Source organism: Acinetobacter sp. CFCC 11171 (assembly GCF_003268405.1).
GTDB classification, from domain to species: Bacteria; Pseudomonadota; Gammaproteobacteria; order Pseudomonadales; family Moraxellaceae; genus Acinetobacter; species Acinetobacter amyesii.
In genome coordinates this window covers 31,540-45,849 of record NZ_LQXP01000018.1, presented here as the reverse complement: position 1 = coordinate 45,849, position 14,310 = coordinate 31,540, and the positions used below count along the sequence as shown (strand labels likewise).

Annotated in this window: 14 protein-coding genes; 7 read left to right on the top strand and 7 right to left on the bottom strand. The window is 42.7% G+C overall.

Annotated features, from left to right (window positions below):
• The first annotated feature begins 204 nt into the window (after positions 1-204).
• Positions 205-1,536, top strand: a complete 1,332-nt coding sequence (locus AVJ20_RS10145) for an alpha/beta hydrolase (protein WP_111885119.1) — start codon at positions 205-207, stop codon at positions 1,534-1,536.
• 65 nt (positions 1,537-1,601) lie between these two features.
• Here AVJ20_RS10145 and AVJ20_RS10140 read toward each other — a convergent pair whose 3' ends face one another.
• Both AVJ20_RS10140 and gshA read right to left on the bottom strand, forming a co-directional pair.
• Positions 1,602-2,129 (bottom strand): disulfide bond formation protein B, encoded by a 528-nt coding sequence (locus tag AVJ20_RS10140; protein ID WP_078190602.1) that lies wholly within the window; start codon positions 2,127-2,129, stop codon positions 1,602-1,604.
• Positions 2,130-2,150: 21 nt separating this feature from the next.
• Entirely contained in the window at positions 2,151-3,728 is a 1,578-nt protein-coding gene (gene gshA, locus AVJ20_RS10135; protein ID WP_111885118.1) for a glutamate--cysteine ligase, read from the bottom strand.
• 210 nt (positions 3,729-3,938) lie between these two features.
• Between gshA and AVJ20_RS10130 the strand changes: the two genes are divergently transcribed.
• From AVJ20_RS10130 to AVJ20_RS10115, 4 genes are all read left to right on the top strand, one after another.
• The gene (locus AVJ20_RS10130) at positions 3,939-4,478 is read left to right on the top strand and encodes a DUF924 family protein (protein ID WP_111885117.1); all 540 of its coding nucleotides are present in this window, start codon (positions 3,939-3,941) and stop codon (positions 4,476-4,478) included.
• Between the two features lie 59 nt (positions 4,479-4,537).
• Positions 4,538-5,095, top strand: coding sequence for a CC0125/CC1285 family lipoprotein (locus AVJ20_RS10125; protein ID WP_111885116.1), 558 nt, complete (start codon positions 4,538-4,540; stop codon positions 5,093-5,095).
• A gap of 26 nt (positions 5,096-5,121) precedes the next feature.
• The gene (locus AVJ20_RS10120; RefSeq protein WP_111885115.1) at positions 5,122-6,432 is read left to right on the top strand and encodes a DUF445 domain-containing protein; all 1,311 of its coding nucleotides are present in this window, start codon (positions 5,122-5,124) and stop codon (positions 6,430-6,432) included.
• Positions 6,433-6,538: 106 nt separating this feature from the next.
• Positions 6,539-7,132, top strand: coding sequence for a hypothetical protein (locus tag AVJ20_RS10115; protein WP_111885114.1), 594 nt, complete (start codon positions 6,539-6,541; stop codon positions 7,130-7,132).
• A 59-nt stretch (positions 7,133-7,191) separates the two neighbouring features.
• On the opposite strand, the gene AVJ20_RS10110 is transcribed toward AVJ20_RS10115, so the two are convergent.
• Positions 7,192-7,479 carry a DUF2798 domain-containing protein gene (locus tag AVJ20_RS10110; protein ID WP_372491143.1) on the bottom strand — a complete coding sequence of 96 codons (288 nt, stop codon included), beginning with the start codon at positions 7,477-7,479 and terminating at the stop codon, positions 7,192-7,194.
• A gap of 177 nt (positions 7,480-7,656) precedes the next feature.
• Here AVJ20_RS10110 and argS point away from each other — a divergent pair, with 177 nt between their 5' ends.
• Both argS and AVJ20_RS10100 read left to right on the top strand, forming a co-directional pair.
• Complete coding sequence (gene argS, locus AVJ20_RS10105) at positions 7,657-9,447, top strand: arginine--tRNA ligase (protein WP_111885137.1); 1,791 nt, start codon at positions 7,657-7,659, stop codon at positions 9,445-9,447.
• A gap of 245 nt (positions 9,448-9,692) precedes the next feature.
• Complete coding sequence (locus AVJ20_RS10100; protein WP_078193250.1) at positions 9,693-10,292, top strand: SPOR domain-containing protein; 600 nt, start codon at positions 9,693-9,695, stop codon at positions 10,290-10,292.
• A 145-nt stretch (positions 10,293-10,437) separates the two neighbouring features.
• On the opposite strand, the gene asd is transcribed toward AVJ20_RS10100, so the two are convergent.
• From asd to AVJ20_RS10080, 4 genes are all read right to left on the bottom strand, one after another.
• Entirely contained in the window at positions 10,438-11,289 is an 852-nt protein-coding gene (asd, locus tag AVJ20_RS10095; protein ID WP_078193251.1) for an archaetidylserine decarboxylase, read from the bottom strand.
• Positions 11,286-12,134 (bottom strand): sulfurtransferase, encoded by an 849-nt coding sequence (locus AVJ20_RS10090; protein WP_111885136.1) that lies wholly within the window; start codon positions 12,132-12,134, stop codon positions 11,286-11,288. Before AVJ20_RS10090 ends, asd begins: the two co-directional genes overlap by 4 nt.
• A gap of 153 nt (positions 12,135-12,287) precedes the next feature.
• Positions 12,288-13,496, bottom strand: coding sequence for a nicotinate phosphoribosyltransferase (pncB, locus tag AVJ20_RS10085; protein ID WP_111885113.1), 1,209 nt, complete (start codon positions 13,494-13,496; stop codon positions 12,288-12,290).
• 146 nt (positions 13,497-13,642) lie between these two features.
• On the bottom strand, positions 13,643-14,143 hold the full coding sequence (locus AVJ20_RS10080; RefSeq protein ID WP_111885112.1) for an ankyrin repeat domain-containing protein: 501 nt from the start codon (positions 14,141-14,143) through the stop codon (positions 13,643-13,645).
• Positions 14,144-14,310 lie beyond the last annotated feature (167 nt).

The following is a 14,310-nucleotide window of genomic DNA, read 5'->3' as shown; positions in this document are numbered from 1 at the left end:
TGGCATATAAGTGCTAACTGCGTCACATTTTCTAAATTTGAATTTTTAGTAAAATTGTCAGACAAAAGGCATTCACCGACAGGTCTGTTATCGGTATTGTAAAAGCTGTTCGTGAGAATTTTATAAAATAAACAATGAAACTTCAGGCTATTCCAGTAATAAATACAATCGAGGGATAGCATTGAATGTAAGGATAGGAACATTATGCCTAGCTTAACACCATTGCATGAAACCTATTGTAAATGGGACCGCACTCCACCCAGTCAAGCAGATGTGCTGGAAGGTTTGGCACAACTCGTGACAATGCGTTTTAGTGATGTCGTGCATGACTTGATCAAAAACATTCAACGTGAAATTTTAATCAGTATTTTTGGAATGAGCGAACAAGGCTCGAAAGCCTTTCATAAGCAGCCGACCATTGCACGGATTTACGAATTTTCTTACAACACTTTTTTCAATTATGGCAATTATTTACTTGCACCAACGCTGCGTAGCATTATTGAAAAATTCCCACGCTTACACGACAAACCTCTCACGCCGTCTTTACATTTTCTAGTAGGTGCGCTGAATGGGGTGCTGGGTGACTATTTACTGAAATATCACAACCCGATGGCCTTACCGATGGTGGTTTACGACCATTATGGTGCGGTACAAAAAGGCGAATTAAACGGTCGTATTACCCTGTTAATTCATGGGCTGTGCATGAATCATCTGTCATGGTCGACAGCCAAATATGGCGGCATTGGTGAAAAATTACTTTCTCAACGTGACCATAACACCATGCTGTATTTAAATTACAATACGGGTCGTCGTATCTCGACCAATGGTCGCAGCCTAGCCAATACATTAGAAGATTTGGTCCGTCGCAACCCCGGCATTACCAGTATCGACTTAATTGGTCATAGTATGGGAGGCTTAGTGTCCCGTAGTGCCATTTTTTATGGCAAACAAAATATGTATCAATGGATTCATCAAGTCGAAAATCTAGTCTGCTTAGGCTCACCGCATCATGGTGCTGTGCTTGAACGTATCGGATTTCATCTGCAAGATCAATTGGGGCGTTTCCCTTTGGTCAAAATCGTGGGCCACGTGGTGAATATTCGCAGTAACGGCATTTTAGATTTGCGCTATGGCAGCGTGCGTGATGATGATTGGGAACATAATGATGTCCGTATTGGACTCATGGACGACAACCGTAAACCAGCCCCGATTCCATCGCATATCAATACCTACCTCGTGGCAGGGACCATCGAATATGAACATCGTCGCAATAAAACGCGACATGTGATTGGAGATTACTTGGTCAGTGTGAAAAGTGCGTTAGGAGAACACCCAAACCCACGCTACCAATTAAAAGTACCTGACTCACATAAAGCAATATTTTATGGCCTGAACCATTTTGAAATTCAGCATCATCCGCAAGTGGCTGAGCAAATCGTGCATTGGTTCTATCCAAACAATGACGATAAAGCTTGTGATCATATCTATGAATTTATGATGGACTTGGAAAGTGTGGAAGGCATTGCCCTAACCTAACGTACCCCCCATTGAGACTCATAAAAAAAAGCCCTCAACTGAGGGCTTTTTTATGTATCACTAAATTAAAATTTATCACGTAAACGTGGGACTGGTTTGCTTGGATATTTACGCAATAACTGCCAAAGACTGAGCAAGGTTAATACCGCAAAAAACACCAATGACCAAACCGGTAAAGATTGTCCCAAGAAGGTCCAATCCACTTTGGCACACTCACCAGAGCCTGTCAGCACTTGCTCAAAGACCGATTTTAACGGCAGCGTTTCTACCCAATAATCCAGTCCTGGGCCACAGCTCGGTACTTTGTCTGGCGGTAAGTTTTGCAGCCAAATATGACGCGCAGCCACCCCAGCAGACCAAAGAATTGATAGTGTCCCCAACAATGCGTAAATGCGTTTACCCCAATTCGATGCTGGATTGTGAATCAATGCAATCAATGAAATGATGCCGAGTCCAATCAAACCAATACGTTGGAATACGCACAACGGACAAGGTTCTAAGCCTTGTACATGTTCTAAAAACAGCGCAAAAGACATACCGATCACGCTGGCTAAAAACAACAAACCACTCACGAAGCGGAAACTCCATTTCATGGTAAATCCTCTTAAAATTTTTTATCTAAAGTTTTTCAAATATTCTTCAAAACTCAAGGTACAGTCTTGCTCAAGTTGAGCCTGTTTTTCTAAAGACTGCTCAGCAGCTTGTGCAAAATATGCAGCAGCTTCAGGGCTCAAGACATGCTGCTCATACACTTCAGCATGTTGTAAGGCCATAAAGCTACCAAAGCCCCAAGTTCCACCTTGTTCTAAAGTATCGCTAATCATACGTGCCGACAATGTTTCATCGACTTCATCAATGCGTGATTGCATCACAGCCATTGCCTGAGTGTAAATATTTGTATTGTAAGAATCATCTAGCAATTCAGCCAACGGTTGCATCGCTGCAACATGTGTACGACACCATGTTTCAATTGGAATCGCTTGCCCTTGCTGTAAAATCACTGCATTTGGGGCACGACCACGGTTCACTACTTCCGCCTGATTTTTCTCAATTTCATTTTGTTCGGCATCTAACAACGCTGGACTGTTTTGCAATAAACAGTACAAAGCCACCACTTCGAGCAAGCCTGCCGTGTCTTCATTGATCCCAATCGGGCTATAAGGATTGACGTCTACCGCGCGTAATTCAACATAACCTACGCCACGATTTTGCAGGGCTTCAGACGGTGTTTCACCATCCTGTGGCACTTGTTTCGGACGAACCAAACTGTAGTATTCATTTTCAATTTGCAACACATGGTCATTAATTTGAATCGGTTCACCCTGTTCATCATTTAAACCTAAATGACTAAATGCAGCATACGGGGTATGCACCGCTTTTTGCAAACCTTCCAAATACGCCTGAATGTCGTTGTAGTGAATCCCTAACTGTTTTTGTGCTGAATTTTGATAGCCAAAATTTCCCATACGCAGCGCCGTCGCATAAGGTAAAAATAGCGTGCCTTTTAAGAGCGGTAACAGCTGATGTTCTCGTCCAGTCATAAAACATTTACACACCGACGGGCTCGCTCCAACCAAAAACATCACCAATGGCGTTAAACGAATAAAATTACGGATCAGGCCGAAATAACGATGACTGCGATAATCCTGTAAGCTCAATGCCTTGAGGGCGTCGTCAGTTTCGTGTTGTTGCAGTGCTTCAAAGAAATGGTCTGGGAAGGATAAATTATAATGCACCCCTGAAATGGTCTGCATCCGGCGACCATAACGCACCCCTAAACCACGACGGTACAAGGTTTTAAAACGTCCTATATTCGAGCTGCCATATTGCGCTAAACGAATACTGTCTTCGTCTTTATCCAACATGCATGGCATCGACAACGGCCAAAGTTTTTCACCATGTTCTAAATGCGTATGCGCAACAGCATGAATATCTTGCAGATAGTTCAATGCCTCTGTAATGGTTTCTTTTGGCGGCGTGATAAATTCCATCAAAGCTTCAGAATAGTCTGTCGTAATATGCGGATGAGTCAAAGCCGCACCCAAGGCTTGGGGATGGTCGGCCTGAGACAAGAAACCGTTGCTTTGCATACGTAAGCTTTCACGCTCAATACCGCGCAACATTCCTTTAATCAGCGAAGAATCTACCCAAGTCGGTAAAATGTCTTGAGAGGTCGATTCGGGTTGACTCATTGCTATCTCGCTTAAATGGAAGAAACTACTAAAATAAAATCATCAGTTTATATCAGTATAACGCGATTTGAAGTGGGCATATGACCCACTGTATAGTTTTGAGACAAACCGTGATTTTATTTTGGCAATTTTTTATCACAAACTTACTCTATATGACATTTGAAATTTGTGATTTTATAAACAAATATATGCTAATAATGCTTAAAACATATGAATTATCAAGATATTCTCGAATTTTGGTTTAACCCAGAAAATCAGCCTAATTGGTTCGCTAAAAGCAATAATTTTGATGTTTTAATCGAAAAAAAGTTTAAAGACATCCATCAAGCGGCCAGTCAAGCAGAACTGTGGCAATGGCGCACCACAGCCGAAGGTCGCTTGGCTGAAATTATTGTTTTAGATCAGTTTTCGCGAAATTTATTCCGTGACTCTGGCTTGGCTTTTGCCCAAGATGCACTGGCTTTGGCGCTTGCACAAGAAGCCATCGCGCAGGGTTTAGATCTACAATTAAGCCCTGAACAGCGCTCATTTTTATATATGCCCTTTATGCATAGCGAATCGACAAAAATCCATCAAAGCGCGTTAAAATTATTTGAGCAACTGGGCAATCCGATCAACTTAGAATTTGAAAAAAAGCATAAAGTGATTATCGATCGATTTGGACGTTACCCGCATCGCAATGCGGTATTGGACAGAACATCTACAGCAGAGGAATTGGAATTTTTAACCCAGCCCAATTCTAGCTTTTAATTGACGGCTTTTGGCCAGTATCTCCCCTTGCCATGAACCGACTAAACAGGAGTATGCGCATGAACAAACTCATTATCGCAGCAGCCATAACCGCAGCACTCGGTTTGACTGGCTGTGCCACAACCCCATCAAAACCTTTGACCTTTGAACAACTCGGTCAATATTCTGCGACACCATTAAATGCGCAAAGCTACCGGATTAGCTTTCAAGCTCGCCCCAATATGAGCTATGGTACTGCCGAAGAAATTACCTTGGTTAAAGCCGCTCAAACCACCCTACACAATGGCTTTCAATATTTTAAAGTCATGGATGATCCGAGTAATCGGAGTCAAAAACCACCGCGTCAAGCGGTGATTTACCCAGACCCTATGCCTTATCCATATGGCTATTATCGTCGCCATCCCGGATTTTGGCCAGGCCCGTTTTATGACGTTCCACAGGTGGTCACACTCGATCCGACTCAAGTTTCCTACAGTATTACTTGCTATAAAGATCGTGCCAAAGCCCCTCGGGATGCCTTTGATGCTCGCTTGATTTTGCAGTCACTCGGAGCTAAATATGGTTTAGACAGCCAAGGAAATCCTTTGCCTGTAGCCGCTGAGCCCACCTCTAAATAAGTCAACCCATAGAGACCCGATCATTGATGAGCCCAACTGAACAGCCCGCTGTTTCACCTAGTCTGCAACGCAGTAAACGCTTCGCCACCATTGCTTTGGTGGTGGCGGTGCTGGCGTGGATTGCATTGATGATCGCAGCTAAATTGCTGCCTGAATACGTCTGGCTCATTCATATTTTAATGCTTTCAGCAGAAGCTGGAGTGGTTGGTGGTTTGGCAGACTGGTATGCGATAACCGTTTTATTTCGCAATCCCTTTGGTCGGATTCCGATTCCTAAATTTTTACGTGACCACACAGAAATTATTCCTCGTAATAAAGCACGCATTGCCGAGTCAATGGGCCGCTTTGTTCAGGAGAATTTTCTTTCACCACAAGTGGTTGAAAAAAGCTTAGCGGAGACGGATCTCTCTCTTGCCGTCGGGAAATGGTTGGCCAATCCGCACAATAATGCTCAAGTGACCCAAGTCATTCAGCAAACGGTACCGAAAATTTTCGAATTTGTCGGTCAGGAACAAATTGGACAATTTATCCAAAATAACAGCGTGCAATGGGTACGCAATACGCAAGTCAACCATCTTGCCAGTGAAATGCTACGGGCAGTTTTAGAAAATGACTTCCATCAAGATGTTTTACAGCGCGGGCTCGATTTAGCCCATGATTGGGTCACACAGCATCCAGAACAAACCCGCGACCTTTCACGCCAGTTGTTTAAAGAACTTGGGGTATGGAAGTTAGCTAAAGGCGCCAGCTGGATCGGCATTGATGTACAACAACGCACCATTGATTCATTGGTGAGCCGTGTCGAATCTATGTTGGCCGATCCAGAACATCCTTGGCGTCGAAAAATTGAAGAAATGGCACAGCAACTCATGCATGAGTTGGCAGACAATCAAAGTGTAGCCAGCCAACGTTTGAATAGCACCAAGGACGCTTTATTAGACAGCCCACAAATGCTTAACTTTTTAAGCGGCGCTGTTGTGATTTTATGTGATGCGATTAAATCTGATCTACAAAAGCCGTACTCAGGTATTGCACAAAACCTACGCGTCGCCATTCAACAAGTGGGCGAAAATATTGTCTCTAACGTTGCTGTACGCCAATTGCTGAATGAAAAAATGAGTGATATTGCCATCAATCTCTCCGATCAATATAGCGAAAAAGTCATTCGGTTTATCAGTGAACGTATACATGAATGGGATTCACGTGAAATGATCGATAAGATCGAAAACGAAGTCGGTGGCGACTTGCATATGATTCGAGTCAATGGTGTCGTGGTCGGTGGTTTTATTGGCCTCGCACTGGGGATTATTCGTGCCTGTGTAGAATGGCTGCTTTAGCCGCCTGCAGCAGTCCTCCTCAAAGGAGATTGGCCGCAGGTTTGAGCTTTATGCGTAGAACCGTTAAACTTTGCCCATCCGAAAATTTAATAGAACAATAAAATCTATGCATTTACCTGCCATCTATACACTACCATTCATTCTAATCATCAGTAGCTTAAGCGCTTGCCAGACCATTTCCAAAACCAGTAGCACAGTCAGCGACAAAGTGATGGGCATGCTCGGTAAAGAAAAAGCCCCTGAAATCGATAAAAAAGGCACTGTCGATATCAGCAAAAGTACCCAACAACAGTTAGAAACTCTGCTGACCAATATGCCGAAAAATCAGTGGGTCTATATTGAAAATGATCAACAAGGCACATCTACCCTCAAAAATAAATCGGCAGACAATTTCACCTTGAGCCTCAAATTGAATTGCAAAATCAGCACTCAGCGCCCAACTTTCAGTATAAGCAACGCGGATGGCCAAGAGATCCTAAAAGCACATGATACAAATGTGGGGCAAATTCAAATTCTGCTCGACAATAAAAACTTTGGAAATCCGTTTGAGACAGCCCATCAGCAAAAGTTCCAAAGCTTTAAAACCGCTGTCGCTCAGGCCAAAGTCATTAAAGTGTTTAATGCCTCAAAACTCTATACCTTCCAAAACAACAAAGCCGAATTACTCTCTAAAGCAGTAAGTTGTCGCGATAGCCTATAAATATTTAAAGCGAAATGCAGTAAGTCACCGTTTTACTCAACTGTGACTTACATGCAGGCTTATTTTGCAGGTGGCTGTGGCCCTGACATATCAACCAGCAGGCCTGTAAACTTTCGAACAAATGGCAATAAAATCAGTACAATGGGAAAAGCAATTGCCCAAGAAATCATCCAATTATGCAGCCATAGAGTCAGAAATCCCTCAAACCACCCTAAATTTCTGAGCATATTAATAAACGAAATAATGCCGCTCATGAGACAAGACAAAATAAACGGCACGATAATCAGCGCCCAGCGTGCAGCTAACTTCGGCACATTGCCAAAAATTTTAGGGGTGGGTTGTGACATGTCCATATACTCAAGCAATGATCCTGAATCTCTAAATCACTTATATCGTTTTACTTCGATATAAGCAATGCTTCACTTTTATCGAATATTTTTTATTCGCAACAAATGGGTTCACCTAAAGAGCCTGAAATTTGCTATATTTACCGTTTTTCTGCGACATTTATTTTTCGACTGATTATGAATACGGCAATACAAGCAGCGCTCGATCATGCAGTGCAATCCCTTCAAGCTGAAGGTGTACTCCCAACTGACTGGAACAATACTAGCAATTTGACCCGAACCAAAGACCGAAGCCACGGTGACTTTGCGTCAAACATTGCCATGATTGCCTCTAAAGCTGCAGGTATGAAGCCGCGTGATTTAGCCGAAAAAATTCTGGCAAATCTTCCAGAAGTCGCAGATATCAGCAAAGCAGAAATTGCAGGTCCTGGCTTTATTAACTTCTTTTTAAATGCTGACCAACGTTTTGCTGTCTTAGACCAAATTCAAGCTCAGAAAGATCAGTTCGGTCGCACTCAGGCCAATGCTGAAAAACGTGTTCAAGTGGAATTCGTTTCAGCCAACCCAACGTCTAGCCTACACGTTGGTCATGGTCGTGGCGCAGCTTACGGTATGACCGTTGCCAATCTTCTTGAAGCAACAGGTGCTAAAGTTGACCGTGAATACTATGTCAACGATGCTGGCCGTCAAATGGATATCTTGGCGACATCGACTTACTTGCGTTATTTAGAATTGACCGGTCAACAACTGGTCTTCCCTAAAAATGCATATCAAGGCGACTACGTTAAAGAAATCGCACAAAGCATTATCGACAAAGATGGCGATGCTTATGTACGCCCTGTTGCCGACATCTACAAAGATGTTCCTGAAGATGTGCAATATGCCGCTGAACTCGATAGCGAAGGCAATAAAGTCGTTGTTTCAGGTGATAAAGAAAAACACATTGATGGTTTGATTCATAATTCACAAAACCATTTGGCTGCGGGTTACCGTGTGTTCCATCAAGCTGCGCTGAAAGCCATTCTTGATGACATTAAAGATGACCTCGGTGAATTTGGCGTGACTTTCAATCAATGGTTCAGCGAAGCAACCTTGACTGAAAAAATTGATGAAGCATTACAAATGCTCGATCAACGTGGTTTCTTATACGAAAAAGATGGCAACATCTGGTTCAAATCAACTGAATTTGGTGATGAAAAAGACCGTGTTGTGAAACGTCGTAATGGTCAGACTACATACTTCGCATCCGACATTGCTTATCACTTAAATAAACTACAACGCGGCTATACCGATATCATTGATATCTGGGGTTCAGACCACCACGGTTATATCGCACGTGTGAAAGCAGCGATTGATGCGCTTGGCTATGATTCTAAAAAATTGACGGTGCTTTTGGTTCAATTTGTGAGCCTATGGCGTGGCGGCGAGATGGTTCAAATGTCATCTCGTTCAGGTCAATTCGTGACTTTACGCGACTTACGTAAAGAAGTAGGCAACGATGCTGCTCGTTTCTACTATGTCATGCGTAAATCAGAACAACACATTGACTTCGACTTAGACCTTGCTGTGTCTCAAAGCAAAGACAATGCGGTGTACTACATCCAATACGCACACGCACGTATCTGCCGTATGCTCGAAAAAGCCGCTGCGACAGACGTTCAATTCTCTGCTGAAGCTGCACGTCAATTTGCAGCTAAACTTGAGTTAGAAGCTGAAACTGAAGTTCTTGCTAAACTTGCGGCTTACCCTGAAATTGTGGTTCGTGCAGCAAACAGCTATGAACCACACCAAGTGGGTAACTACTTGAAAGAATTAGCGGCGTTGTTCCATGGTTGGTACAACGAAAATAAAGTCTTGGGTGATGATGCAGAACTGACTCAAGCGCGCTTATTACTGTCTGTAAACGTACAGCAAGTTTTACGCAATGGTCTTGAATTATTGGGTGTGAGTGCGCCTGAATCAATGTAAGCCATTCTTAGTATACGTTAGAATCCGTCCATGTATGAACCATATACATTGACGCCTATACAGGCTCTTTATGAGCCTGTATTTTCATGGATATTCAGTCATCTTTTAATGAAAACTTGAAGATGTTGAAATTGTGAAAATTAAACATAAACAGCATGACAGTCATGTAATATATAATAATCAGAACTTGGTTTTGGGTCAGTTCCCACTAGGTTCGTAACAATTACAATTAAAGAGGTTTCCTCGTGTTTGGAAAAACGCAACGCGGTGTATCAGAGCGGCCAAATCAGCCTAAAAAACCATTGATTCCTGCATGGTTAGGTACACTTGTGATCATTTTAATCGTGTTGAGTTTCTTGGTGGCCTTGATGTTATGGAAACCATGGGAGCCGGTAAAACCGAAAGGTCAAATTACCTCTGAACACTACCAAGAAGAAACCAATAAAGATTACCGTTTTTATGATCTGTTGCCTCAGCAACAAGTCACCCCGATTCCAGATCAAGCTGTGCCTGAAACAGATACCAAAGAAACCGTGGTGATCGTTGAAGCACCTGAAACGGATACCACTACACCGACTGAGCCGGGTATTGAAGCCACAGAAACAACACCTGCCCCTGCAAGCTATATTTTGCAAGTGCGTAGCTATGATGACCCTGACCAAGCCGATGCCCGTCGTGCAGAAATTATTTTAAATGGCTTATCTGCCGATGTGATCCAAAGTAATGAAAATGGCAAAGTTTGGTATCGCGTCGTGTCTGGCCCCTATGATTCACAAGAAGCTGCTGTGATTGCACAGCAAACTTTACGTCATAGCAGTATCGACTCGATTGTCGTAAAACGCTAAATTTTGCAATTAAAAAAAGCGCCTGATGGCGCTTTTTTTTATTCATTCCTTTAATAAAGGGAGGTTAGAAGGGATTCTTTTTTGAATACATCCGCTTAGCTCAAAAACCTCTCCCTAACCCTCTGCTAAAAGGAGAGGGAATTCATTAAATGGTATGCCCTAAAGCTTCGCCCATCACCACAGTCGAGTTGGCTTTAAAGGTCGCATCCCATTGCATTTTGTTTTCTTCAAACAACACAACCGCTGTTGAACCTAAATAGAAACGGCCCAATTCTGCACCTTTTTCTAAGAATAAATCGTGTTGATTCAGTTCCAAACGCCCTGTCGGTTTAACTTTACCTGTAGCCACGGTTTCAATACCTGCCACGATCATTGCACCTACCAGTACGACCGCCATACGACCAACTTCTGTATCAAATAAGCAGACCATGCGTTCATTACGAGCGAATAAACCCGGAATATTTTCAGCAGTGGTTTGGTTTACAGAGAATAATTCACCCGGTACATACAAAGTTTCTGTCAATGTCCCTGCAAATGGCATATGTACACGGTGGTAGTCTTTTGGAGACAAATAGACCGTAGCAAACTGACCATTTTTAAACGGCTCAGCCAATTGTGGATCGGCAATCAGGTTTTCAACAGTGAACTTCTGCCCTTTGGCCTGAAATACATCACCATTTTCAATTTTACCCAGTTGTGAAATCGCACCATCTGCGGGTGAAACAACACTGTTGGCATTTGCATCAACTACACGTACGCCTTCTTTTAAAGAACGAGTGAAAAATTCATTGAATGATTTAAATTTCAGGGCATTACTTTGCTCAGCAATCGACATGTCGATGCCATACTGTGCTTTAAATGCGGTAATCACAGCATTTTTCACCACAGGGTTTTCGCTTGCAGCCAATTTACCGACGATACGTGATAATTTGTGCTGTGGAACAACACGCTGAGCTTGAATAAAAATTTGTTTTTTTAACTGAGATGTAAGGCTCAAGACGGCAACTCTCCGGTGATCACAGGACTATCGAGTCGGTTGCCCCACTCGCTCCACGCACCATCATAAGCTCGAATATTCCAACCGAGTAAACGTCCCAGTATATAAGCTAGGCCCGACCGATGATGGGACTGACAATATACCACCACAGGTTCGTTTAAATTGAATCCCAATTGTTCTAAGCGTTGTTGTGTGCGTTCTAAAGGATGCAATTTTAAATGATTTTCTCGGTTAAGGGCAGTACTCCATTCGAAATGTCGTGCCCCCGGAATGTGACCGCCGCGTCGCGCTGCTAAACGTAAGCCTGTATATTCATCTTCGGTACGGCAGTCCCATACTTGGATCTGCTCCTGCTGTACACGAGCCAATAGCTCATCATAGTTTGTTTGATACTGAGCACGCGCCTCTGCACTTACTTCAACCAATGGGCTCACGGGTTCAAATTGCTCAATTTCAGACGAGGTCGGTAAGCCTGCCCCAAGCCAAGCATGGATGCCACCATTGAGGAGACTGGTATTTTCAAAACCGAGGCAATGTAAGTTCCAAATCAGTCGACCAGCCCATGCCCCACCTTCATCGTCATACACTACTACATGATGTTCTGGACTGATATTCAGATAGCTGATGAGCTGTTCTAAACCGGCTTGGTCAGGTAAAAGTCCCATCGCTTGTTCTTCTTGGCGCACTAACAGTTTCGGCTGCACATGCAGTGCATGTGGAATATGCAATTGGTCATAAACCGAACGACGACTCAAATCGACGATCCGTAGTTTTTCATTACCAAGATGTGGAACCAATTCTTCCGCTTCAATCAGCAGACCAAAATTCAGTGTAGATGCTGTCATCGTTGTTCGTGTTGTATTTTGTGCGATTAAATTCGATCTTAGCATAAGTCATTTTCACTATTATTCTGAATTTTTGCATTCCTTTAGCAATATTTTAGATATAAAAAAGCCGAACCATTGATTCGGCTTTTTTAGTTTTATCTAATGCTGTGTTTAAGCGCTAACTTCAGAGATGTCAAACACCTGACGTAGATACGCTAAGAAAGTATCATTATCCGTCATGGTTTTACCCGGACTATCTGAAATTTTTGCCACAGATTGACCATTACATTCAACCAGTTTCAGTACGATATTCAGCGCAGTTTGCCCCATATCATTGGTTAAGTTGGTACCAATACCAAAGCTGACTTGGAAACGGTCTTTGAAGTAGTTATGTAAATCCCAGGCTTTTTCGATATTTAGACCATCACTAAAGGTCAACATTTTACTTTTGCTATCGACTTTGAGTTTTTTGTAATGCGCATAGGCTTTATCGCCCCATTCATACGGGTCGCCACTGTCATGACGTAAACCGTCGAATAGTTTGGCAAAGTACAAATCGAAGTCACGTAGGAACGCATCCATACCGACAACGTCCGTTAAGGCTATTCCTAAGTCACCGCGGTATTCCTGCACCCATGTTTCTAGCGCAGACTTCTGGAAGTTACGTAGACGAACATCAAGCGCTTGGAATGCTTGTAGGAACTCATGCGCCATCGTACCAATTGGAGTAATATTCAAGTCTTTGGCAATCAGAACATTACTTGTACCGCGGAAAATATACGGTGAAGCCTGATTTAATTCTTCAATTACATGCTTTTGCCATGCATAACTATAACGACGACGCGTGCCAAAATCAGAGACCAAGAATGGTGGATCATTTGGATTTTGCCGTGCTTCATACTGCTTCAGCAAGGCAATCTTATGTTGCAAACGGCGCTCACCTTCGGCTAAAACTTCGGGTGTACGAATACGTTGGAAATATAATTCATTGACGATGGCTAAAACAAAGATTTCAAACATCATCGCTTGAACCATTGGGCCTTCTACCCAAATGTCGAGTCGACCTTCATCATCAATACCCGCTTTAATAAAACGGCGTTTAAGCTGAAATAATTCAAGATAATCAACAAAATCGCTTTTAATAAAACGTAAACTGCGTAAATACTGCAATTCATCTTCTTTAAACTTCAACTGACAAAGCATGTCGAGCTGCATGTTTAAATCATCCAAAATTTCAACCAGTGGATAGGCTGTATCGTCCAAGTTACGGCAGCGAAAGTGATACACACTATGGGTTTGCGGAAATTTGTGTAACACCACCTGAAGCATGGTGAATTTATACAGATCTGTGTCTAATAAGGATTGGATGATTGGAGACATAAAGACTTTCAGTTTTTATCAACTCTTTGCATTAAAGCATACTTTATTGATAAAAAGCCGATTGATTTAGTGGAATAACTTATAAATCACCGCGATTCATCGACTTTTTTCAATTTTTTTGCTGAAGCTGAGCGCGATCAAGCTCACTATTTTTTGAGTAACTGTCGATATTTTTCTTCTTGACCAAATTCACGCGCAAACTGTTCTGCAGTCTTTTGCCCCGTTTTTTTGGCATTTGCATCGCAATCCACTTGGCGTAATTGCTTTGCAATCGCCCATTCTAATTTAAACATGGCACCCATCAATGCAGTGTTGCCTTTATTGTCACGTGCGCAGCGGTCTACACCGTGTTCCAGCAAACGAGTCACAATATTTTGATGACCATAATAGGTCGCCATCATCAGTGGCGTAAAACCCGAAGCATTGCGCACATCGACCGGAAAACCGTGCTTAAGAAATTCATTGATGACTTCTTCATTGCCAGTTTTGGCTGCAGCAAAGAAAATTGCGATCAATTCCTGTTGTGAGGTCATCTGATCGCTTGCAGTTGCTTTAGCGGGGGAGATATCTTCCGCGATTGCCACGTTTGCGAATGCGGAACCAAACGCTAGAAGACTGGCTAAAGTCAAATGTTGCATAACTTTCATGATGAACTCCAACAGAAATCGAATGTAGAATTGAATTAGAAATAATTCATTTCATAAAAATGAATATTTAAGGAGTGCCTATGAAACTCCCCCTAGGGTGCAGGAAAGGTATGGAGCTTCATAGGACTTTTTTGAGGTAACGTTCTAGACCCTAGTTACCAATCCTT

What these genes read in the sequence shown, in the direction of transcription:
- AVJ20_RS10145 (WP_111885119.1), top strand. Translation starts at nt 205, where the DNA reads ATGCCTAGCTTAACACCATTGCATGAAACCTATTGTAAATGGGACCGC.
- AVJ20_RS10140 (WP_078190602.1), bottom strand. Translation starts at nt 2,129, where the DNA reads ATGAAATGGAGTTTCCGCTTCGTGAGTGGTTTGTTGTTTTTAGCCAGC.
- gshA (WP_111885118.1), bottom strand. Translation starts at nt 3,728, where the DNA reads ATGAGTCAACCCGAATCGACCTCTCAAGACATTTTACCGACTTGGGTA.
- AVJ20_RS10130 (WP_111885117.1), top strand. Translation starts at nt 3,939, where the DNA reads ATGAATTATCAAGATATTCTCGAATTTTGGTTTAACCCAGAAAATCAG.
- AVJ20_RS10125 (WP_111885116.1), top strand. Translation starts at nt 4,538, where the DNA reads ATGAACAAACTCATTATCGCAGCAGCCATAACCGCAGCACTCGGTTTG.
- AVJ20_RS10120 (WP_111885115.1), top strand. Translation starts at nt 5,122, where the DNA reads ATGAGCCCAACTGAACAGCCCGCTGTTTCACCTAGTCTGCAACGCAGT.
- AVJ20_RS10115 (WP_111885114.1), top strand. Translation starts at nt 6,539, where the DNA reads ATGCATTTACCTGCCATCTATACACTACCATTCATTCTAATCATCAGT.
- AVJ20_RS10110 (WP_372491143.1), bottom strand. Translation starts at nt 7,479, where the DNA reads ATGTCACAACCCACCCCTAAAATTTTTGGCAATGTGCCGAAGTTAGCT.
- argS (WP_111885137.1), top strand. Translation starts at nt 7,657, where the DNA reads ATGAATACGGCAATACAAGCAGCGCTCGATCATGCAGTGCAATCCCTT.
- AVJ20_RS10090 (WP_111885136.1), bottom strand. Translation starts at nt 12,134, where the DNA reads ATGACAGCATCTACACTGAATTTTGGTCTGCTGATTGAAGCGGAAGAA.
- pncB (WP_111885113.1), bottom strand. Translation starts at nt 13,496, where the DNA reads ATGTCTCCAATCATCCAATCCTTATTAGACACAGATCTGTATAAATTC.
- AVJ20_RS10080 (WP_111885112.1), bottom strand. Translation starts at nt 14,143, where the DNA reads ATGAAAGTTATGCAACATTTGACTTTAGCCAGTCTTCTAGCGTTTGGT.